We start from the raw sequence: 23896 nt of genomic DNA, 5'->3' as shown, positions 1-23896 counted from the left end.
TGACTTAAAAAGTTTGCATTAAGATAAATACGATGATGGCTAAGATTATCATAAAATTATAAGGCATTACTTGACCCCAAAATAGCGGCAAGTATGCGAATAGTTGCTACCGTAACAGTTTACGTATTTTTGATAGTTCGTTCTCGGGGATGCGATGGCAAAATAGCATTGTATAGTTCTAGAGATGCGGGATGCTTGTATGCTCCATCTTTCCCAATCTCCTCAATTAGCTGGCCGTGCTGCATCACGAGGACTCGGTCTGACATAAAACGTGTTGCTTGTAAGTCATGAGAGATGAAAATATAAGCAAGTTGCCTGTCTTTTTGAAGTGTTTGAAGTAATTGTATAATATGCTTCTGTAAGATCATATCAAGACTACTAATGGCTTCATCCAAGACAATCAATTTTGGATTTAAAGCAAGAGCTCTTGCGATGTTGACACGTTGCTGCTGCCCGCCACTAAGTTGTGAAGGATAGTTTTGAGCAATTGTACTTTCTAACTCCACGCAATCTAGTAATTCCTTTACTTTATGTTGTCTATCTGTTTTACTGAAACGTTCGAAATTAAGGAAAGGTTCTTCTATTATCTCAAAAATCGTCTGCTTCGGATTAAATGAATGATAGCTATTTTGAAAGACTGCCTGTAAATCTCTACGTATTAATTTTTTGTGTTTACTTGGTGCTTCGTGAAGATTAATACCTTGAAATAGAACCTCCCCTTTTGTTGGTTCTTCAATTCCTAAAATAATGCGGCCTAATGTACTTTTGCCTGAACCACTTTGACCGACGATTCCTAAACATTCACCCTCCTGAAGCGAAAATGTCACCTCTTGTAATACAGGGGCTTTCCGTCCTCGTTTGAACATGAATGGTTTGCGACCATACTGCATCTCTATATTGTTCACTTCTAGCAGCGTCATATTGTTCACCTCTAAAACAGAATTCTCGATTGTAAAAGTTTTTTAGTATAGGGATGCTGAGGTGCATCAAAAAAATTATAGACATTCGTGTGCTCAATTATTTCTCCTTGATACATCACGGCCACATCGTCAGCTAGTTCAGCAATAACACCAATATCGTGCGTTACAAGAATAATAGCGGCTTCCGTCTCCGAGCGAATACGATGAAATAGTGTTAATACTTGTTTTTGATTGACTGTGTCAAGGGCTGTCGTTGGCTCATCTGCTATATAGACAGAAGCTTGTATCGCCAATGACAAAGCAATCATCATTCGTTGTAGCATTCCGCCACTTAATTGGAAAGGATAATAGTGCAAAAGCTGTTCTGGATTAGGTAAATTGACTTTATCCATAGCATCAAGGGCAATCTGTCTCATTTCTTTTTTAGTCATTACAAAGTGAGCTTTTAATGATTCTCGAAAATGGCTTTCGATTGTTTGAATACGATCAAAAGCGGCAGACGGATTTTGCATAATCATCGACAGATGCCTTCCACGATACGTTCGCAATTTAGTAGCGGATACATTCAATAAATTTTCTTGTTGGTAGATAATTTGGCCTTGCGTAATTTGCGCCGAAGCCGGTAATGATTGCATGATGGCGTGGCAAAGCATCGTCTTTCCACTACCACTTTCCCCTATAATCCCTAAGACACGCCCTTTATAGGCTGTCAAATTAATAGAGCTTATTATATTTTTCTCACCGATTTTTACCGTTAAGTCTTGCACTTCTAAAACTTTCTCCATAAATCCCCCTTTATTGGTCAAGCTTCTTGAAACTACTTGCCAAATAATGCAATAATAGCACAACAAAGACGATAGCAAGTCCAGGATAAAGCATTAATTCAGGATGTTGACGGATATATTGTTTTCCTTCACTCACCATCATTCCCCATTCAGGGATGGGGGCCTGCACGCCAAGCCCAATAAAAGAAAAACCTGCGATTTCTAAAATAATCTTTCCTATATCTAATACGACAATTGTTACGATAGGTGGCAGTAAATTGGGGATATAATGGCGTTTGATTAATTTGATTCCTGAAGTACCACTGATTTTTGCTGCTTGAATAAAACCTTTTTCATTCATCCCAATAAACAAACTTCTTATCAGTCTTGAATAATAAATAAATTGCGTAAAAACAAGTGCGATGAACACATTTTTTAAGCTAGGCCCTAATAAACCTAAAAGTCCAAATGCAAGGACAAGTGTAGGAAAAGCTAATAAAATATCACATATTCGAATAAATACATAATCTATCGTCCCTCTTTTTAGCGCAACAAAAGCGCCTAGTAAGATTGCTAAAACGATGGCTACTATTTGAATAACAAGCGCAGATCCTAAAGAATAGCGAATACCTAAAAGCAATCGTGAGAAAACACATCTTCCTAGATGATCTGTACCTAATGGATAGTCCCATGTTGGACCTAAAAATTTCTTTGATATATCGACCGTTAAAGGGTCATGGGGCATTAAAATGGGCGCAAACAGTCCCAACAAGCCAATGACCAGCAGTATCCTTAGACTAAATAATCTTTTAACATTTGCACGTTCTTTATGTAATAGACTCACTTCAATCTCTCCTGTCCTTCATCATCAGATGAGGATCCAATAGACGATGCAATACATCTGTGCATAAATTTGCAAGCACATAGATGACAGCAATAATCAATACATAGCATTGTACAACCGGGTAATCCCTGTTAATAATGGATTCTATTAAATACCTTCCGAGTCCAGGCCAACTAAAAACCTGCTCCACAATTACTGCACCACCTAGTAAATTACCAAGTGTCATACCTAACACAGTAGTCAACGGAATAACAGCATTTCTTAAAACATGACGTACGAGAATCACTGAGTTTTTTAATCCCCTTAGCTGTGCATACTGAACATAATGTTGTTGTAATTCTTCAATGATAGTTGTTCGGATCAATTGAACGAATAATCCAATTGTTGGTAAAGCTAGTGCGAGTGCGGGTAAAGCTAGATGAGCTAGTGTGCCCTTTCCATTTGTCGGGAAAATCCCTAATTTCAAACTAAATACATATAGTAGTAAAAAACCTAACCAAAATGTTGGAATCGAAACACTCATGATCGTCAATAGTCTAATGATTTTATCGATGATGGAATGCTTATACAAGGCACTTATGATCCCTAATGGCATACTTATTCCTAAAATCAACACAAATGCAGCAACAGCTAATTCGATGGTTGCTGGTAATTTTGCGAATAGCTCATGTGCTACTGGTAATTTACTAACAAAAGATGTCCCAAAATTTAAATGCAAAACGCCTTTTAACCATAGCAAATATTGAATAAGAAAAGGTTTGTCTGTTCCAAGTTCTTCTCGCAATGCTTGAATGGCTTCCGCTGTTGGCGCAACCCTTGCCAATCTAAGAATGACCTCCGCAGGCTCTACTGGAACGAAACGAATAAATACAAAAGTCAGGATGGATACGCCCAATAATACAAAAGGCAATGTCAAAATTCTTTTTAAACAAAACATCCATGTTGATTCATACATGCTGTCACTTCCCAATCAATCCTATGATAAAGAGAGAGCTGTCTTTGATTGACATACTCTCTCTTTTACAGTTATTTTTCTTTTTCCATTTGTGCATAGGGAATATCATATTCAGATGCTCGTGGCGCAAAATCTTTCATATATGGCTGATAAATCACGCTATTTGTTTCGTAAGATATAGGAAAGAATAGTGATTGGTCATGGAACATTGTTAAAATATCCGTATAAAGTTGCACGCGCTCTTTTTCATCTGTACCTACTAATAATTGATGAATTTTAGTATCGATTTCTTTGGCAGTTGGTAAGCCTAATTTCGCTTCATAGACACCATTAGCGTTTGGTGTAGCTGATTCATTAACAAAGCTATGTGGATCTGTTGGTGGTCCATTTGTACGCCAGAAATTAATATCAACCTGATTATCCATTAATTTTTGCAGACCTACCATCACATCTGCGCCTTCTAAATTCAACTGTACCCCTATTTTTGCTAGTTCACCTTGCATTAGTTCCGCCATTGGCTTTTGAATTGCATCTGTAGCAATGTAGATTAAATCTAATGTTAATGGCTGTCCGTTTTTAGAGCGAATTTTTTCACCCTTCTGTAGCTTCCATCCCGCTTCCTCTAACAATTGTTGCGCTTTTTTGGGATTATATAAAATGGGCGCTAAATCAATATTGGCATAGGGAATAGCATCCCAAAATAGTGTATTGGCAACCTTTTCTGTACCATGTGTAATACTATCAACCATTTGTTCCTTATTGATTGCATATTGAATCGCTTGGCGAACCTTCAATTCTGCTAACGGGCCAGACTGTGTATTGAACAGTAGCGCTTTTGTAGACAAAGGTTCAGACGTAGCGGTTTTATATTTTCCACTATCTTTTAAATACGTATAGTTATCTAAACTAATAATGCCTCGACCATATATTAAATCTAATTCTTCGTTTTCAAAGGCCAATGAAATCGATTCTGAATCAGGGATGATTTTTACTTTTATTTGTTCTACAAGAGGTTTTTCTCCCCAGTAGTTGTCGTTGCGACTGAATAGAGCGTATTCATCCTTTTTGTAATCTGTTAAAACCCATGGGCCTGTCCCAATTGGCGCTTTCATTGCATCTTGGGTCGCATCACCTTCTGGGAATCCATTATCCCCTAAAAAACGGAAAGGTCTTACAAAGGCAAGTTCGTTTAAAACAGGATAATACGGTTCATCTAATTGCAATCGAATTGTATAATCGTCTACTTTCACAACCTCTTTAATATGGTTAACCATACCCATCCACGAATGCAATTCACGATTTGCTAAAACGGCATCAAAGTTGCGTATTACATTATCTGCATTAAAAGCTGTTCCATCTGAATACTTGACATCTTTTCTCAAATGGAATACATAAGAGGTTTTATCCTTTGAGATGTCCCAACTTTCTGCTAGTTTCGGCGTAATTGTTCCATCATCATTATAGTCAACCAATGATTCATAGACCATTGCTTGTGCTGTCATTTGATTTGGTAAATATGTATGGGGATTTAATGGACCTACATCTAATGGCCACCCAATCGTTATCATTTTTTCGTCTGTCTGTTTTTTCGATGCTGTCTCTCCCTTTTCATTGCTTGTACAGCCAGTGAGTAAACTGAACATCAAAATAAGCGTGAAAGGAAGTAAATACTTTGTCAATCTCATTTTCTGTCTCCTTCTTTGTTTGTGGTTCACTAAATGAATCTAGATTGAAAGAAGGCATAAAAAAACCTTATTCCAAAAGAATAAGGACAGAACAACTTACTATAAGTAAGCCTCTATCCATCTCCCTATCTTTCGTAGATCATCAATGAATCTCTTTACAAGCAGGCATTCTGGCTCATGAATCATAATGTTGCTTCACCTTCCCAAGTAATTTCTCAGTGGTTATCGAAACAAAACTCCTCATTTACAGCTGCGGGACAGCATGGGATTTACACCCATTTTCCTTTTAATTGAATGAAAGCTTATTTCACTCAAACTTGTAATGGTTGCTATGAAATTAGTATTAAACATATCATGCTCTAATGTTCGCGTCAATTTTATTTTCTGAATATAATAAAAACCTATTAGTAATGGCTAACACAATAAGGCCAGGTTCTTAACCTTGGCCTGTTTTACTTCATATGTCAGCTTTCTTTAATGAAAACAACGTATAGATCGTATCAATTTCATGGGATTTTTCCAAAACCCACGAGGTTTTGGTTAAAATCCGCTGCAATCCCTCTAGCCCAAGATATTGGATTTGCACGCCAATAAATTCTGTAAAACCCAGGTATCCCGGATTTACATGCGCCCGGTCGAAAATTAATGAACCCGTGATCCGAGCGTCCGCCGGGGAGTTAGTATAGAAATGGTTTAGATTTTCAATGATGGCTGCATCCGAACCGTACTCAAATAGACCACCCTCCGATGAACAGAGTTGAATCCAGTTGGAACGTTCTAAACTCATCTTTAATAATGCCTCTGGTTGACTCCAGTCATAATGAATAATATTGAGGGCAATGTCCAGGTCATGAAGGCGTTCCCCTGGCTGCTTCAAAGCATCGATGCATCGCTTGGCAAAATTGGGGCCATAAGTATCGATATCTAAAATATTGATTTCAATCTTGCGTTCCTTAAGTAATTCTGGGTCCGATTCTTGAATGAGAATTAGGGTGTTGATACTGTCGGTAGCGGCCCCTCCAGCGATATTAAAAAAACAAAGGTTCCGTTCAGGAAATTGCTTAAGCTGGGGTAGCAAAATTTCCGACTGGCACCGACAAAGATCCCTCAGCCTGATCCGGAGTCCCATAAAAGAAGTTTGCTTCACTGCCCACTTATCCCGGAAACCTAATTTTATCCCTCTAGTTAAATCGGGGCCAAGTTTGTACAGCAAAGTACGCATGCCACTAAGATAAGAATTGTCAACATTCGACATTTTCACAAAGATGTTGCGGATAAAGCCAGGCATCTTTTTTAATGATTCAATGCTCCTGGCTGACTTAAGACAGCTCAAATGATACGCCTGTTCATCAATACTTGCGTTGAAAAGGGGATGAGTAATATCTAAGATAGGCAATTGAATTTCATTCTCGAAAACCGCATAAAGAATTCGCTTATTTTCATTTGCATTGTCCACTTTATCACCACTTAATTTATCAATTTTCTGCAAAAAACCAAGAAACAAATAACGCAATAATACTTTCACCTAATGAACGCTGTCTTTTTGTTTAGATATTCGTGAATTAAATATAAATAACTTCACCATCTTCTTACAAAGAACGTACCCGCTTATTGCTCTAATAAATAAAATATCGGTAGTACTATCAATCCTAGTAGAAAAAGCACTGGAATCGCGGAAACAATTAACGCAAAAATTCTTAACTTCCCCTTTTGGCTAAAAAATGCAGTTAGAAATGAAGCTATTATTAAAGAAATAACTACAATGTCTCCAATTTCTGAGGTTCCGTTCACTTCAATTGGTGTAATATAGGCGAAAATAATGAACAAAGTAAATAATAACAATGAAATAATACTTAAATATTTTCTTAAAGCCATTACCTTACCTCCTGCATTTTTTACAATTGACTATTTTTATATATTCTTGTTTCACTAATCTGCTCCTATAGCTAGCACCAACTTTTATTACTTAATCCCAAACAGACCAAGCAGCCTCAATATGATTACCTGATGGGTCAGTAAAAACAAAGTATTTAGCATTTTCTCCACGCCAAATAATTTCACTAACTTCTACACCACTATTCTTTAATGCGGTATGTGTATATTCCAGGTCTGGACAATTCAACGTAAAAGTTTGATACAGGCGACCATCCCGTAAAAAATCTGCTGTTGTAAGATCCTTTGTTTCTACAAGGAGTAATACAACATAGCCTTCTGGCGGTGTTAATACCGCTACAAACCCAATATCATCTTGAAATTTTGGCGTTTTAAGCTTAAATCCAAGCTTTTTTTGGTACCATTCAATTGTTTCATCGATATTATTAGTTGGTAAATAGAGATAGCCTATTTTACTGAACAACGACTTTTGCACTTGAGTACCTTCCAATTCCCTCACTCCTGATTAAAAATTTTAGGTTGTTTAATAGTATTCTACAAAATCCAATATATCCCTTTTGCCATTTAGAAATGTTCGACAAATGTTTTGACTAACGACGCAGAATATTTGATTAAGGTTTGGAACCAACACACCTAAAAAAGGCTTGAGAAAATGAAAAGAATTGCCTTTGATTAACTAAAGATACATTTGAAGTCGATGAACAGCAATAATTATTAATAAAACAAGCGATTGAATTAGCAAATCCACCAGCATTAAAATAGAATAAAAATGCTCAATTAATAGATGCAATAAATATTGATTTAGATAAGACTGGAAATTAATTGGGGGTAACGGCAAAAGAAAACTTTTTTAGTAACCATTCATGACGGAAAAATAGATTATACAAATGATGTAACGAGGGATGGTACTTCTCCTTACCCTAAAAAAGAGTTTATACAAATGAAAGATATTAAATATGATTCACCTGAATTGCTACAATCAGGGGTATTTATCCAGGCAGAAAGTGGGCTAAAGGGAATAATTTTATGCTTAGAAAAGTAGAGAGAGATGTTACTATTCTATTCGTAATAGGTTGGAACAGTGACCAAACAAAAATGAAAGAAATGGGCTTTAATGCTTCCACAGGAGAATACATTAAGCCTAATGGCTACGAGGGATTTAGTTTAATATAGAGGAGCAAAAGCAATCTTTTTTAAATTGCACAAACTAAGCCAACTTTTTAACGTACAGGAAATTGGCTTTCGTTTTATCGAAATAGCGAAATCACAAACGGTAACTCACATTAATAAAATATGAATAAATAATGATTATATGTACATCTTCTACTTCGAAGTTATCCGCTATTTGCTTGGTTAATATTTTCACCATATTCAGTAAGTCCAGCCGGAAACTCCATTTACAAATGGTTAGTTTATACACTACTACTTAATTTGATAAATTCATCCACATCATTCATGCATAATTCTATTCCTTTTTTCCAAAAAGCTTCCGACGTGATATCTTCACCTAAATGTTTCATCACTAAATCCTCTGTGCACATACTTCCTGAATCACGAAGCAAATCTAAATAACAGCTTTCAAATTCTTTACCTTTTTCCTTTGCCTTTGCAAATAAGCTCAATGCAAACAAATATCCAAATGAATAAGGGAAATTATAAAAAGGAGATTGTGTCATATAATAATGTGGTGTCCATATCCATGAATGCAGTGAAGGATTATCGAGAGAACCATCATAGCCTTCATCTATTGCTTCTTGCATTATTTCGTTTAAGCGTGATAATGAAACAATGCCTGCTTTACGTTCTTCATAAAATTTCTTTTCAAATAAAAACCGAGAATGAATATTCATGAAATTCATGACACTACGCTTTAATTTCTCATCAAGCAAAAATAATTTTTCATTAGTAGATGTAGCTTTTTGCATTGCCGCATCTAATATAATCATCTCTGAAAACGTTGAAGCAGTTTCAGCAATGCACATTGGATATTGTTTATTCACGCCATTAATAGATTTCATTGCATCGTTATGGAAGGCATGTCCTAATTCATGAGCAAGTGTTAAAACATTTGTAATTGTACCGCCAAATGTCATGAAAATTCTTGATTCTTTCGAAAGTGGAAAGCCTGAACAAAATGCTACAGCAGACTTATTTGCACGATCTTCAGCTTCTATCCAGCCTTCACTAAATGCCTTTTTAGAGAAACTTTCTAATTCTGTCCCGAATGCACTAAAATGCTCCAAAATAAAATTAACAGCATCTTCGTATTCAAATTGTTGTTTTTCTGTTGTCATAGGTGCCCAAAAGTTAAATGATTGCATCTTTTTATAGCCATTTATTTTTGCTTTTTGATTTAGGTAGTCAGTGAAGGGTTTTTTAAATTTATTAACGACAGACCACATCGCATGAAGTGTCTCCTCCTTCATACGATTTTTAATTAAAGAATCTTGTATTACATTATCAAAGCCACACTTCTTGTAAACTTGTAATCGAAAGCCTGCAATATGATTTAATATTTTCGCAAATAGTTCCGCATTGTCTTTCCACGTATCTTCTAAGGCATAATGGGATTCTTTACGAACGTCTTCATTAGGATGTGAACGTAAGTTGATAGCTTGACCGACGGATAAATTTTTTTGTTCTCCATTTATTTGAACTTTAATCGTAAAATTATTTATAAAAGAATTATAAAATTGCCCCCAAGCATGATAGCCATCTACCATGAGGTCTGAAACTAAATTTTGTTCTCTATCTGAAAGGGTTGTCTCACCATCTTTACGCCATTCATTCAGTATAAACTTAAAGTTTGCTAAAACATCAGTATTCAGTAGACCCTGCCACAAATGGTAATCAATTTTTACCAAAGTATTTTTCACTTTTTTCAATGCCGATTCAAAACGAGTATTTATTGTCGTAATGATCCCTTGCAGAATCATAGCCTCCTGATCTTTTGGACTTTGCGCAAGAAGGCAAGTTATAAAAGAATTTGCTTGAGATATATTCGTTCGAATATCTCCTATGTATTCAACTAAAACTGCAATATTAATTGATTCGTTTATTTTTTGAGGAACATTAAAGGAATTTGCTTTTTCTTCAAATTCAGAAATTTCTTGTTCTAAATAACCTATATGTTCATGTAATTGTGATGATTTACTTCCACCTTGGAACAGACTATCTAAGTTCCATACTTGCCTATACTTTGTTGCACCCAATCATTTCTCCCCCTTAAATTTTAACTTTTCAGCAATAATCAAACGTACATTCCCATCTTATCACATCATGGAACATTAGTGAGTGTTATTTGCGTAATTGTTAAACTATTGTTAATTTACTAATATAATCAAAAATATAACTAAATTAACGTTAAGTTGCCCTTTTTGGCATCGTTAAGGTAGAAAGAACGGAATATTAGAAATTGCGTGATAATACGCAAGACAGTCGTTATCACTTCAATTTGCTGTAATTGTCGAAGTACTTTGCGTTTAATTGAAAACGTGGAAAATTTTGAAGCAAAAGATATTTATATTGTATTTCTGCAAGATAAAATTGACAGAAATACAATAGGAGAAGTTTTTTTAAAATTTATATTCAAGGAGTAGATAAATATCGCAGTTCCTTTTAACAACTATTCATATTATAGATTGTAGAAAGGAGGTAATAACTATGTCTGAATATTGCGGTAGCGGTAGTGGTTATGGTACTGGTTCAGCATTTGCGCTAATCGTTGTACTATTCATTCTATTGATTATTGTCGGCACTAGCTTCATCGGATTCTATTAATACCCAATACCGCCATCTATCCCATGATTTTTTAGGATAATATAAAGTTATCCTTTCCCTTCGAATATTTAAAAAGGGTCATTATCCTCCGGTGACCCTTTTTATATTTTTAAAAGAAAAGTATATAATTCAGGTCGCATTTGGAGAGACGCTGATTGTCGCTTTGGAGAATGCACAAGTGCTGGAGAAATCGCATGCTACTTCATATATGTAAATATGTCCATGACACGTAGGATACCGAATACCTTTCTTCGTACCAATCTACATACAAAAAATAACATGAGACCCTACCTCAAAATAGATGGACCAGCGCATGTTATTCTCTGTATTTAAATCTGTATGATTTAGTTAATGATCTAGTTCTAAAGGCAAAAAAGCATATTCTCCATTTCTAATCATCGCACATTTACGAACAGGAATAGGTTGTTTGAAAATTGGCCCATCTAATACTGTAGTATGGAACTCTCCACCTTCTCCGCAAGGGTCAATACCCCGAGCTTCAAGCTCCTTTATGTATTCATAGGTTAACGTCCGCCCTAAATCTTCCTCGCGCATACCTAAAGATAAATTAACAGTTACAATGATTGTAACAAATCCTAGGTTTATGAACTCTTCAACGGCTTCACGATGATCCATCTCCCATAAAGGCATGCCTAGTTTTAATCCAGCATTCTTCGTAACCTTGTCATGCCAGCAGCCATGCTCAGGCATATCTAAGTCTCCTGTTACTAACACTTCAGCCCCTTGATTTTTAGCTTTTTCTAAAAGGCGCATAAATACCATTTCGTATTCTGTCCAGCTTGCTGCTGCAGTATAAACAGGTAAACCTATAGATTTCGCTTGTGCATGAATAAGTTCCGGAGGCATTCCGTGTGATCTTGATCGTTCTCCTTCTTCCTCCAACATGACGATTAATCCAAGCGCTTCTCCATCCTGCATTGCTTTATATAAGGCTAAGACACTATCCTTTCCTCCACTAAAAGAAGCGATGAATTTCTGTCCTCGAGTATTATTTTTCCAATCCATTAATTCTGCCATCCATATCTTTCCCCTCTAATTGCTAATGACTTTTTAGAAGCTCATCTTCAGCATATCATAAAAACTCATTTGCAATTTTATTATTGCAAATGAGTCTATATGAAGTAACTTTCGTTCATCTAATTGTTTTGCTCTAGGCATTGGTAAATGGCCATCATATCTCGTTTATTCAACTCGCGAATACGGTTAAAAATTGGAATATGTGCAACAGCCTCTGTTCGTAAGCTTTCTTCCACAACGTCACTTACTTTGCCCGTTAACCATGTTTGTACGTCTACACCATCGATAATTTCTTTTCGACCTTCATTATTGATACCACTTGCAGAGCAACTAACACATGGTACGGATAATTTATAGACGCCATCATGGAGATTATCTTCTGATATGACTTTCTTCCCATTACAGAATGGACATTTATGACTTGCTTTAATTTTATTCATTTGCGTCACAATTTTTTTGTAGCCAAATGCTTCATAGACGTATGTTAGTTTTTTGTATTTTCCATTAGTGAAATACTTATCTATGATAGTTTCTCTCGTTTCGTCAATGTTGGCAAAATCACAAATTGTTATTAAATTTTTGCTGCTGATTGCCTCGATATTGTCTTTAATTTTGTCCCAAAATGGTAAAACATTATTTAGAACAATTTCATAACCAGCAAAGCTTGCTAGCTCTAATTCCAGCATTTTTAACGATACTTGTGTTTCTCTAGGAAGTAAGGAGACATCTTGCGTTAGAGTCATATCGCCGCCTACAATTGCTTGTAGTTTTTCAAGCTCTGGTAAGTTCCCAACAGTTTTTATGACCTGTTCAATAGGTTGATGTATTATCTCGCGAATATCAGTGTCTCCAAACATTAGTTTTTTCTTATGGTTTAGCACCGCTCCTTGACAAATTGGACAGGCAATCATCTCTTTTGATTCTTTCATTTGTTCTTTAATGATTGATTTCGAAATAACGATATAACGCCCAAGGATAAAATTAAAACCTTCCCATTTTTTTGAGGACTTACTAGCTTTATCATAAAATGATTTTTCCCAATAACCATAGAGGAACGTATGTCTTTCTTCCTCTGTCATTTCATTGTAGCTTTTACTAATATCTTGACCCAGTTCATTCTTGATCTCATCAAAGAGGAATTGTAATTTCGGATATTGATAATATTTTAATACTTCCATCACGTCTGGGTGTAATAAGCCATCCCAGAAAGGCACTGTTTTGTCTTGTATGACGATATCAAAATCAAATTTTTCAATTTGCAGGCGTCCAGAACAGCTAGGACAATGGTTTTCTTGACTAAAGAAATCGAAGCTTCTCGTATCTTTATTCGTCGGATGGGCAGCCACGATATGGTTAATTAATCCACCGATTTCATATAAAAAACTATACTGACTATATAAGTGTCTTTCTAGATCAATGGCGACGACTGGTGCAATTGTTGCTGATTCATACTCACCATAAATTAAACGGGCCATTGATGACAAACTTTTTAAAATACCGCCTTTATAAATGTTTTCGGCATTTTTAAAATAGCTAATATGATTGTCTTCTAAGTAATGGATGCCACTTTTTGTAGCAAGTGTTGAAGAGATATGCAATGAAGCATCACTATCTGTACGGTTAAGTTGACTAAAATAATTATCATGGTCGACAACATCAAGATGTCGAACAGGCTCCTGCTGTCTTTTTCCAAAATCAACGATAAAATCAGAGCTCTCAATCATATAAGCATTATGTTCAATCATCATGATAGAAACAGATTCGTCTTTGAGAATGTCCCTAATACTATCAATAAATTGGTTTAAAATATTTTGTGATAAACCTTTTGAAGGCTCGTCAAAAATAAATAGCGTATGGGGGTTTCTTGCGTTCGAAAATAGCTCAGACACTAAATGAACACATTGAAATTCCCCTGTCGATAAAGATTGTGTTTTTCTTTCTAATGTTAAATAACCGAGACCCAGCTTAATTAATAAACTTAAGCGTTTATGAGCAATGTCTTCATGTGGAAGCTCCTCAATAATGTCCTCAATGGAACGTTGGAAAATATCGTCTATATCATCACTGTATTTCGTCATTTTCTTTTTAATATCAAGGAACGTTGCAACCGTTGATCGGCTTGTAATTGATTGGTTACGGTCTTGTCCTACCATGACTAATTTATCTTTTGGATATCGTTTTAGGAAGTCCTTAGAGATACACTCATTGACAAGGGTTGATTTCCCACAGCCAGATTCACCTGTAACGGTTACGAGTCTATTTTTGGGAATCTGAATGTTAGCCATTTCAATATTACGACAGTAAAGATCATGAAATTGATAATAGTCTGTAGGCATTGCCTGATTTCGTTCCCAATAGACTGGTTCTGGACGTGGTGAAACTTCGACAATTTTACCGCCGTATTTCCCACTGCCAGGTCCAAAGAACAGCTGCCCATCCGCTGTATCTAGCACTGTATCAGAATGATCAATAAGCCAAATTTGGTTTTTATAGCCCAATTGTTTAATTTGCTGTAAAATTTTCAACAGCGTTTGATGATCAAGACCAACAGAAATTTCATCAATAATAATGACCGTATTTTCACTAGCTGCCATAAATTCTGCCAAGTACAGTCGAGTTAATTCTCCTCCAGACAAGGTACCCATGACCCGATTTAACGTTAAATAGCCAATATTCATTTGGATAATATTTGTAAGAATACGTTGTCTTTCCTCGCTAATCGCCAATTCCGCTGAAAGGGAATAAATCGCTTCTATACTTAAATTGTTTATATCGGAAATACTATGTGGTTGATTCCATAATTCAAACTTATATTGCTCAACTTCCGGATTATAGCGCTTACCCTTACACTTTTTACATTCGACATTTTTAGTCGTACCACGCCCTTTACAAGCAGGACACCAACCCAGTGCATTATTAAAGGAAAAAACCTCTGGAGAAAGATCAAACTTATCTGCCAATTTTTCACGTATCTCTTTAAAAACACCTGTATGAGTACCAACTGTCGACCGTGGATTAGTAGAAATGGATGATTTCCCGAGAAAAAGGACTAAAGGCATTTCTTCCATCTTGATGGCACTGAAATTCGTTTCCATAATATTAGGAAACAAATACTGATATTCTGCTTTTGGCAATAAAGAAACTAGACGCTTCTTAGATTCTTCACCAATTGTTTGGCAAAATGTAGTTTTACCAGAGCCCGATAATCCAGCAATTCCTAAAGATTGATCTTCCGACAAGTTGACATCTAAGCGGTTTATATTGTTAGCAATTAATTGATTTATTTTCATCGGATATTCTCTCCATTCCATTTAGTATTGTCATGTTAGCATAACTTCAACTGCATTTGTTATGTTTATGACATCCAATCAATTATGCCTCGGCATAATTGCGTCCGGAGTCGGCTTTGTGCAAGTACAAAGTACTCCTTTCCGATTCCGTGACATCCGCCGGAGGCTTTAACTTCTTTCAGCAAAGGCTGAAAGAAGTTAAAAAAATGACGCTTTCTATGTTCCGAAAGCGTCCGATTGTTGAAGAACAGTTTATTTTATTCATTTCTTATTTGATACCTGCTTTTGCTTTAGAAAAGCAAGTATCATAATGGAGAAATAGTTTACAGTTCTGCTAACACTTTTTCGAGCTGATTACCATTGTTAATCCAAGCGTATTTTGCTCCTTCGATTGCTCCTTGACGAGCTTTTGTTGCTTCACTGAATCCGCTTTGATCAAGATGTAAATGTGTAGTGCCATCTGAACCTTCCGTCAACGTCCATGTCACAGTAGTTGTTTCTCCGGCACTTGCCCAAGTATAAGATAATGTATGAGGTTCTTCTACTTTGAGCACCTCACAATTGACAATTCCATCCCACCATTCATTTGGCTCAGCTCTGAATTGGAATTTATGTCCTACGACTGGTTTAAAGTCATTTTTCCAGATCCATTTTGCAAGAGTGTCTGAATCTGTTAATGCGTTCCAAACTTTCTCGATTGAACTTGTAAATTGATAATCTAAAGATACATCTGCTTTCATTTTTCTTCCTCCAATAAAAGATTTAATCTTGCCATTCTTTCTTTCCAGAAAACTTCGTAATACGATAGCCAATCTTGAATTTCTTGCAATGGTTTGGCATTCAATCGATATCTCGTTTCCCTACCAACCCTTCGAGCAATTACGAGATCGGCATCTTTAAGGATCGCCAAATGCTTAGAAACTGCTGTACGCCCCATTTGAAATTGCGACGTTAATTCGTGAAGAGGTAATTCTTCCGCATCTGCCAGCAAGCGTATTAATTGACGTCTTGTTGGGTCAGCAATAGCAGCATAAACATCACGGTCTTGAGTCTTGTCGCTCAAAATCTCCTCTCCCTTTTAAATTGGACACTAAATGGTGTCTTAATTATACGACACCATTTAGTGTCCAGTCAATTTTTATTTTGGGATAGTTGCATTCGTTTTATTCACTAATCATTAATACAAATAATTTGCTGAGCTTCTCGTCCATCGCGTACTTGTATTCAGGATGCTTTTTTAAAAAAATCTAATGTATTAAATTCAAATCTTAAAAATAAGCTTGGACATATTAGTACTTCTTATGCCCCTGTTCAAAAACTACCTCTACTAAAAAAAGAAAGTATCCACTTTGACGTCCGCATTTATGGACATGAAAGTAGATACTTCTTTTCCTTTATTATAGCCTTTATTCCCTTTGGTTTTATTTTCGCCATGTCACTTCTAGTTTGCCTGCTGCATTTCCGGATGAGTGCTACAAGAAGTATAATCAATTGTTAAGTTTTCGTCTTGATATGTAAAAGCTTTTTTTATACATTCATGTTGATAAAATAAACCTTAAAGAATTTGCAAATAAAACCTACCAGTATAGTGGTTGCTGAGTATCCCAGATGATCCAGCGGTACGATTCACGTATTGAACTTGTGCTAATCTCATACGGACTTGGCTCTGTACTAGTTAAATCAAGTATATGGAGCATTCCATTGTATGTACCGACAAGCAATATGGTCTCATCAGAGTTTAATGCCATGCCACTGATTGTCCCAGATACGAAGTAACGCCAAAGTTCATTCCCCTCCAAATCAATCATTCGTAAATAACCATATGCGTCACCCAAAATGTTGCCCCCTTGCACTGCAACACCGGCATATACACGCATACTTTCATCTATTGAAAGGGGCTCTTCATTATTGTCCGGTTTAAGATCATGGAGTGCAATACCAAGTGTACATCCATTATAAAAATGACATGCATTGAACCAAACATGCTCATTATCGGCACTGAACAAGCTGTAATGCGGATAACTCGACATCGGTTCAAACGAATGCATAACATACTTTTCCATATCTAATAACATATGATCGCTATCTTGACTTCCATAAGCCAACCATCTGCTGCTTCGCGAAACAGCTCCATGTGGCATCGCTAAACTTGCTGTGAAGTCATCTTCTTCTTCTGCCCACTCCCTTATATTTTCTACTGACGGGTGCAACAAGAGGGCATCTGTTTCCTCAATCAAATAAATGCCATCATGCGATACCACCAACAACTTCGTGCCATCAGCGAATGGAATGACATCTGCGCTTCGATAGCTTTCTGGCTGCAAGGTCTCAATATCAGGGTATTTTTCGTGCAATTGGTCGATGATTGTCGCCCATTTGTATGTAGCCAGCAAAGTGCCGTTCAACTCTCGATCGGGCTCGCGTACGATCCGAACTCCTAGCTCATCCATCAAAGCAATGTCGCGCCCATCCGCAGAACAACTTGCTGCTTGTATGTGCTCGATACGGTTTGCTTCCTGTTTATCCATCACATAGACAGTGCGTGAAAAATCTTCATTTTGCGCTGCAACAAGTAATGCACCATCTCTGAGAAATGCAATTGGATAAACGGCTCGCATCAGTTGGCTGTGTGTTTCCTGAAATGGCCAAGAAGCAGCTGGAAACTGTTCGCGGAGCGTTTCCAGTTGCTTTGTACTATTCGCCTGTTTAATAAACTTATACACTTGCGAAGCTAATTGTCCGCGTGAATCTTCAATTGGCTCCTCTCCTAGTGCCTCCCAGTTAGTTTCTAATCCTTTGCGCACGTAGGCATTAATTTCACTTGCATAACGTAACCCCTCTTCTCGCCATTTCTGGGATAATTGTAAAGTATCATTTGTCATTGTATTAGTCTCCTTATTTGTTAACTGACCCTATCATGTTTTACGGTTTCCTCATTAATCTAAAAAGTTTCCAAACCGAAACCAACTATCCTCACTACTGAAGTTAGATGCCCCTAGTACTAAGGAGCATAAGCTTTCATTTTCTGTTCACCACTGCTCTACGTTCCTTGTTGAAATCAATAAAATGAATATCGATTTGTAGCAAGTTCTCCATGTCCCCATCTATAAAATTGATTTGTACTAAAAGCTTAGTGGCTATACTTTTTCATTTTTAAGTCATTCCATTGGGAATCGGAAATAGGGATTGCCTTCGAACTTGCGTTCAAAGTTGTTCAATAATTGAACGATTTTTCATAAATTGTTGTGGAAACAGTAATGTCTAGATTCAAGTTAAATCTATTATAGAACAAACATTCCCATTCAAGCTAGTCTAAAATACAAAAAGAGATGTCTGAAAAGCTTTTTTGAGACATCTCCTTTATGACGAGGATAGTGACAATCGATTACACGTCGTAGAAACATCCAATTGTAACTAATTTTCCTGTAGCAAAAGGATAGTGAAAGTTACAATGGTTCTTGGCTAATAGCAAGAAGTTGTATGACGAGCCATTCACGTGCAAATAACATTTGTCGATGATATGACCACCTTCATCAATGAAGTAAAAAAACAGCCTATCGTTCAGACGAAATCGAAACAGTTAGAACGAAACAATAAGAGTTATAAAAGCTATCAGGTAATGGATTGGAAATATGGACATATTTCCAATAGTTGAATACTTGTGTTTGAAAGCAAATTTGATAACTATTTAATACGCCTGAGCAAACCAAACTGTATGCTTTGCTTCATTTCCGCAACAAATACAAGTAGATTTCGTAGTTGGTGGATTAAACGGAATGTTACGAGAAGTATATTTTGTCTCTTCTTTTACTTTTTCCTCGCATGCATCATCTCCGCACCATCCAGCAAGGATCCACCCAGAAATAGCCCCATTTTCTTTGGAAGTGTTAATATGCTGCTGTAAATCCTTCAGTGTATCTATATTTATATGAGCGTTTTCATCCCGGAATTTACGTGCTTTATCGAATAAACGAGTTTGCATTGTTGTTAATTCTGCCTCAATTGCTGCAACAATGTCATTCAGCTCAATGGATTGTTTGTCATCTTCATCTCGCGCTTTTAACAATGCCTGGTTGTTTTCTAAATCACGTGGTCCTAATTCAATTCGAATTGGTACACCTTTTAATTCCCATTCATTAAATTTGTAGCCTGGTGATTGGTCCGAATCATCTAGACGTACTCGAATTCCGTTCTTTTTAAGAGCTGCAAAAATGTCATCAAGTTTCTCTATAATTTGGGGGTTCTTTTTCCATGGACCTACAGGAATTAAGACAACTTGAGTTGGTGCGATTCGTGGCGGTAAAATAAGCCCCTGCTCATCACCATGAACCATAATTACTGAACCTATTAAACGTGTGGAAGTGCCCCAAGATGTTGTGTGTACGTATTCATGCTGATTAGCTTTGTTTAAATATTTAATATCAAAGGCTTCAGCGAACTTTGTCCCTAAATAGTGAGAGGTACCAGCTTGTACGGCCTTCCCATTTTTCATCATTGCTTCAATAGAAAATGTATCGACCGCCCCTGCAAAACGTTCTGATGGTGTTTTTTGTCCATCATAGACAGGAATGGCCAGTAAACCCTCTACTACTTCCTTATAGATCGTTAACATTTGCATTGTTTCTTGACGTGCGTCTTCTTCATCAATATGGGCTGTATGGCCCTCTTGCCACAAAAATTCAGATGTCCGAATGAACGGAAGGGTTTTTTTCTCCCAACGAAAAACATTTGCCCATTGATTAATTAAGACCGGCAAATCACGGTAGCTTTTGATCCAATTCGAATAGAGATGTCCAATCATCGTTTCAGAAGTTGGACGAAGTGCTAAACGTTCTTCTAATTTTTCGCCTGCTGCTTCTGTTACCCAAGGAAGCTCAGGTGAGAAACCTTCGATATGATCTTTTTCTTTTTGGAAAAAGGATTCAGGGATTAACATTGGGAAATAAGCGTTACGATGACCTGTCTCTTTAAAACGACGGTCCATTTCTTTCTGAATATATTCCCAAATTTCATAGCCGTCTGGTTTGAATGCGATACAGCCACGTACTGGTGTATAATCCATTAAATCTGCCTTTTGGATTGTCTCGATGTACCATTTTGAAAAATCATTTTGTTGTGTTGTCATATTCTCTCCTCCATTTCTGCAACTTTACCCACTAAAAAAATAAAAAGCACAAAGCTGTCCTACAAATAAGGACGTCTTTGTGCAGACTAAACGTGGTACCACCTTGAATTTAGTTTTAAGAAAACCTTAAAACCCTCTAACGTTTTGTAACGAAAACGACTCGGTTATGTTTGCATAACATCTCCGTGGTAGGGTTCAGATAAGAAGCGGTGATATAGCTCTCAGCAATTGCTACATTCTCTGTTTCACTATTCTTACTTACTTGGCCACATCAACAATTTATATTTTATATAACTTTAGCAAAACAGTTCAATAATTTCAAATATTAAAACGATTATTTTTCGGGAAATATCAGATAATTCACTTTATTTTTTTGAAGCAATTGATTTGCCCGTTAATTGCGATTATAGCCGAAAGCGATGGTTTGGAACTTTCGTTTAAAGCTACTTTCAATTTCGATTGCTTCTAATGCTGTTATATCTTTTGGTAGCATTTTTAAAACTGTATATTGGAATTGTAAATTTGCTGTTTTATTTTTCGCAAGTAACTGCTTAAATGCTTCATTGCCTCCATGGATTGTTGTGGCATAATCTGACCACCGTCCAAGTAAACCATTTTTATTGTATGAGGATCCGATATAAATTTTACCGTTAGAACAATCTGTAATTGCGTAAATCGCGTTGATTGAGCTTAAGGCAATATGCCAATCTGCATATGTTTGAGGTTCATCGATGATTTGTTTTAATTCATTAAATGTTAATAGGATGTTTTCGTATCCAGGAAAGTCAAATTGACTCGTATTCACAAGCTGTGTAATGATTTTCTCATTTGTTCCTTTTTGATACCATCTTACAGCGGCTCTACCCCATTCTATAAATAATTTACTTTCATATGCACGTAAAGGATCATTTGAAATTTTAAATAAAGGATGCATGATATCATCTTTATAAGGCTCTAGCAAAAATGGCGAACAGTTTGAGGAAACATTTGGTTGCTCTCCATGCCTTACTTCATACGATGTTAAGTATTTCGATGTCGTCCCTTCATCTGAGGAAAAGACAATGACATGATCAAAAGCATCGAAAAAATGAGGTGGCTGTTTTTGCGTATATTCACGTAAAAAACCATCTCGATACGCATTGATGAAACGCTCATGATTGAGCGAATGACGAATAAGTAATGTTTTATTCAAATTATAGTTGCAACGTTTTAACAAATCAGATAAATAGAAATGGACCATGTTATTACCTCCTTTATAGAAAATGAAATTTTAGCATAGACAAAATTCAAAACCTTAGGTTCATCACCAAAAGTTGTGGATAACTTTTGTTAAAACGTCTACTATGTAAATAGTTGATTGGAGTGGAGACTGGGCGACTTCTCGGGGATCAGCGTCACAGATGAGACCCTGCAGCGAAGCGAAGCGGCTCATCGGACGCCCCCAGGAAAGCGCCCAGTCGGAACGGAAATCAACACACGTTTTGGTGATGATCCAAACTTTAACGTTAGCTCCGCAGGGAAATATCGAAATATTCTAAACCTTCCTTTACATAAACACTTAGAGGATCTTATCCAAACTAAAGACAAGATCCTCCATATTGATACTCCTATAACGATCTACTTTTTACTATCAATTGTGTAAAGTCCTCTACTGATAATGGCTTACTGAAATAATAGCCTTGTACATATTCGCAGCCATGTTCACGTAGTACGTTTAATTCTGCCTCTTCCTCGACACCTTCAGCTACTACTTGAAGATTTAACGCATGCGCTAGAGAGATCATAGCTGAAATCATGGCAATGCCTGATTTTTCAGGCACAATATCACGGACGAATGCACGATCGATTTTCAAAACATCTACTGGGAACGTTTTTAAATAATTTAACGATGAATAACCAGTCCCGAAATCATCTAAAGAAATCGTAATACCAAGTGCTCTTAATTGCTTAATTGTATTAATTAAATCCTCCGTATAATCCAGCATACTCATTTCTGTTATTTCAATTTCTAAAAACTGCGGATCAATTTTTGTTTCTGCCATAACCTCAAGTACCATGTCAACAAAGCCTGATGTACTAATATGAATCGGAGAAATGTTTACGGCAACACGTAAGTTTGAATTATGTACTTCATTCCAAGTGCGTACCTGGGCAGATGCTTTTCTTAACACCCAGACCCCTATATCATTAATGAGCCCACATTGCTCAGCAAATGGAATAAAGCGATCCGGTGGCATATAACCTAGTTCAGGGTCATGCCAGCGTAGCAATGCCTCCATGCCAATCACTGTATTCGTTTTTAAATTGATTTTTGGTTGATAATGTAATTCTAAACTATCTTTTTTTAACGCTTGATGTAACTTTGTTTCAAGTATTAACCATTTATCATTGATTTCCTCCATATTTGGACGATACAAGCGATATTGATTACCCCGTGAAGATTTTGCAGCATACATGGCGATATCTGCATTTTTCAATAATTCCTCAGGAGAGTTCGCATGATCTGGAAAAGTACTAATTCCAATACTAATACTTGCGTAAAATTCATATGAATTAACAACAAAACTCTCATTAAAGACGCTAATTATTTCCTCAGCCTTGTCCTCAATACAGTCAACGTCGTTTAGAATAATAACAAATTCATCACTATTGTGGCGGTAAATAGAATTTGATGTATAATCAACGTTGCGTAGACGATTCGCCATTTCTACTAAGAACATATCCCCGATGATATGACCAAGTCCATCGTTAATATTTTTAAAACGATTGACATCAATGAAAAATAACGCAAACTTCTCTCCTGTACGTCGAGATTGATGAAATTCATTTTCTAAACGTTGTTCTAACTTACGACGATTTGGTAGTCCTGTTAATTCATCATGATAAGCAATATGCGTTATCTTTTTTATATCCTTTTGTGCAGTAATATCGACCCTTATAGCAATATATTGATACGGTTTACCATTGTCATCAAGAAAAGGAAATATCGTTGTCTTCACCCAGTAAAGGCTGCCATCCTTCGCCCGATTACACACCTCGCCATTCCACATCTCACCCTTGCCTATAGTTTTCCACATCTCTCTAAAGAAGGATCTTGGATGGAAACCTGAATTGAGTAAACGGTGATCCTGCCCTAATAATTCTTCACGGGTGTATTTAGATATTTTGCAAAAATGATCATTAACAAACGTTATTTTCCCAGTTCGATCTGTAATTGCTACAATGATTGAACTATTCATTACTGAAAAAATATCTTGTAATTCTTTCAGACTATAGTTAACTTGATTGATACTATCAGGCGTGATATTCATCATTTTCATTCTCCGTTCATTAGAAGGGTTTGATTCTTTTGTTTTATATTTCCAAGAGATATAAGGTTATGGGATATCGCCTTTTTTATGTAATTACATTATAGTATTAGAAAAGCAGTTAATTCAACTCAAATATTAAACCATTCAAATCTACATTTGATGGTTTTCAATAAAATAGCCCCTAATAATAAGGTCTTTTCACTTACTTAATACGATAGTTTTTGAAGACTTTAATTACCTAAGTGCTATTCATATATTATATTTAGCCTAGTTATCTTTATAATATATGAA

19 protein-coding genes, 1 riboswitch and 1 other annotated feature are annotated in these 23896 nt (G+C 36.3%); of the genes, 2 read left to right on the top strand and 17 right to left on the bottom strand.

Features of this window, described 5'->3' with window-relative positions:
* Positions 1-119: 119 nt before the first annotated feature.
* The 8 genes from PVA17_RS18865 to PVA17_RS18830 form a co-directional block, all read right to left on the bottom strand.
* On the bottom strand, positions 120-920 hold the full coding sequence (locus tag PVA17_RS18865; protein ID WP_274068574.1) for an ABC transporter ATP-binding protein: 801 nt from the start codon (positions 918-920) through the stop codon (positions 120-122).
* Positions 921-931: 11 nt separating this feature from the next.
* The gene (locus tag PVA17_RS18860) at positions 932-1705 is read right to left on the bottom strand and encodes an ABC transporter ATP-binding protein (protein ID WP_274068573.1); all 774 of its coding nucleotides are present in this window, start codon (positions 1703-1705) and stop codon (positions 932-934) included.
* A gap of 10 nt (positions 1706-1715) precedes the next feature.
* Positions 1716-2528, bottom strand: coding sequence for an ABC transporter permease subunit (locus tag PVA17_RS18855; RefSeq protein ID WP_274068572.1), 813 nt, complete (start codon positions 2526-2528; stop codon positions 1716-1718).
* A 1-nt stretch (position 2529) separates the two neighbouring features.
* Positions 2530-3483, bottom strand: coding sequence for a nickel ABC transporter permease (gene nikB, locus PVA17_RS18850; RefSeq protein ID WP_274068571.1), 954 nt, complete (start codon positions 3481-3483; stop codon positions 2530-2532).
* 71 nt (positions 3484-3554) lie between these two features.
* A complete protein-coding gene (nikA, locus tag PVA17_RS18845; protein ID WP_274068570.1) occupies positions 3555-5168 on the bottom strand; it encodes a nickel ABC transporter substrate-binding protein in 1614 nt (537 codons plus the stop codon).
* A gap of 143 nt (positions 5169-5311) precedes the next feature.
* Positions 5312-5504: riboswitch (cobalamin riboswitch) on the bottom strand.
* Between the two features lie 121 nt (positions 5505-5625).
* Positions 5626-6672, bottom strand: coding sequence for a hypothetical protein (locus PVA17_RS18840; RefSeq protein WP_337993622.1), 1047 nt, complete (start codon positions 6670-6672; stop codon positions 5626-5628).
* A gap of 104 nt (positions 6673-6776) precedes the next feature.
* The gene (locus tag PVA17_RS18835) at positions 6777-7043 is read right to left on the bottom strand and encodes a histidine kinase (protein WP_132362308.1); all 267 of its coding nucleotides are present in this window, start codon (positions 7041-7043) and stop codon (positions 6777-6779) included.
* 91 nt (positions 7044-7134) lie between these two features.
* Positions 7135-7551, bottom strand: coding sequence for a VOC family protein (locus PVA17_RS18830; RefSeq protein WP_274068568.1), 417 nt, complete (start codon positions 7549-7551; stop codon positions 7135-7137).
* A gap of 536 nt (positions 7552-8087) precedes the next feature.
* On the opposite strand from PVA17_RS18830, the gene PVA17_RS18825 reads away from it, so the two are divergent.
* Positions 8088-8234, top strand: coding sequence for a hypothetical protein (locus tag PVA17_RS18825; RefSeq protein WP_274068567.1), 147 nt, complete (start codon positions 8088-8090; stop codon positions 8232-8234).
* 239 nt (positions 8235-8473) lie between these two features.
* On the opposite strand, the gene PVA17_RS18820 is transcribed toward PVA17_RS18825, so the two are convergent.
* Entirely contained in the window at positions 8474-10273 is a 1800-nt protein-coding gene (locus PVA17_RS18820) for a M3 family oligoendopeptidase (protein WP_274068566.1), read from the bottom strand.
* A gap of 451 nt (positions 10274-10724) precedes the next feature.
* Here PVA17_RS18820 and PVA17_RS18815 point away from each other — a divergent pair, with 451 nt between their 5' ends.
* Entirely contained in the window at positions 10725-10841 is a 117-nt protein-coding gene (locus tag PVA17_RS18815) for a YjcZ family sporulation protein (protein ID WP_132362314.1), read from the top strand.
* A 348-nt stretch (positions 10842-11189) separates the two neighbouring features.
* On the opposite strand, the gene PVA17_RS18810 is transcribed toward PVA17_RS18815, so the two are convergent.
* From PVA17_RS18810 to PVA17_RS18775, 8 genes are all read right to left on the bottom strand, one after another.
* Entirely contained in the window at positions 11190-11879 is a 690-nt protein-coding gene (locus PVA17_RS18810; RefSeq protein WP_132362316.1) for a Dph6-related ATP pyrophosphatase, read from the bottom strand.
* A 119-nt stretch (positions 11880-11998) separates the two neighbouring features.
* Positions 11999-15169, bottom strand: a complete 3171-nt coding sequence (locus PVA17_RS18805; protein ID WP_274068565.1) for an ATP-binding cassette domain-containing protein — start codon at positions 15167-15169, stop codon at positions 11999-12001.
* Positions 15170-15492: 323 nt separating this feature from the next.
* Positions 15493-15909, bottom strand: a complete 417-nt coding sequence (locus PVA17_RS18800) for an SRPBCC family protein (protein WP_132362320.1) — start codon at positions 15907-15909, stop codon at positions 15493-15495.
* Positions 15906-16232: an ArsR/SmtB family transcription factor gene (locus PVA17_RS18795; protein WP_132362322.1), complete on the bottom strand. Its 327-nt coding sequence runs from the start codon at positions 16230-16232 to the stop codon at positions 15906-15908. Before PVA17_RS18795 ends, PVA17_RS18800 begins: the two co-directional genes overlap by 4 nt.
* A 514-nt stretch (positions 16233-16746) precedes the next feature.
* Positions 16747-18051, bottom strand: a complete 1305-nt coding sequence (locus PVA17_RS18790) for a PQQ-binding-like beta-propeller repeat protein (RefSeq protein ID WP_274068564.1) — start codon at positions 18049-18051, stop codon at positions 16747-16749.
* Positions 18052-18857: 806 nt separating this feature from the next.
* On the bottom strand, positions 18858-20294 hold the full coding sequence (proS, locus tag PVA17_RS18785; RefSeq protein ID WP_132362326.1) for a proline--tRNA ligase: 1437 nt from the start codon (positions 20292-20294) through the stop codon (positions 18858-18860).
* 64 nt (positions 20295-20358) lie between these two features.
* Positions 20359-20578, bottom strand: a binding site (T-box leader).
* A gap of 110 nt (positions 20579-20688) precedes the next feature.
* Positions 20689-21534: a GIY-YIG nuclease family protein gene (locus PVA17_RS18780; RefSeq protein WP_274068563.1), complete on the bottom strand. Its 846-nt coding sequence runs from the start codon at positions 21532-21534 to the stop codon at positions 20689-20691.
* 367 nt (positions 21535-21901) lie between these two features.
* Positions 21902-23608 (bottom strand): putative bifunctional diguanylate cyclase/phosphodiesterase, encoded by a 1707-nt coding sequence (locus PVA17_RS18775; RefSeq protein WP_132362332.1) that lies wholly within the window; start codon positions 23606-23608, stop codon positions 21902-21904.
* Between the last annotated feature and the right edge of the window lie 288 nt (positions 23609-23896).

Source organism: Lysinibacillus sp. CNPSo 3705, from assembly GCF_028674935.1.
Lineage (GTDB): Bacteria > Bacillota > Bacilli > Bacillales_A > Planococcaceae > Lysinibacillus.
This window is presented reverse-complemented; position numbering and strand designations above follow the sequence as displayed.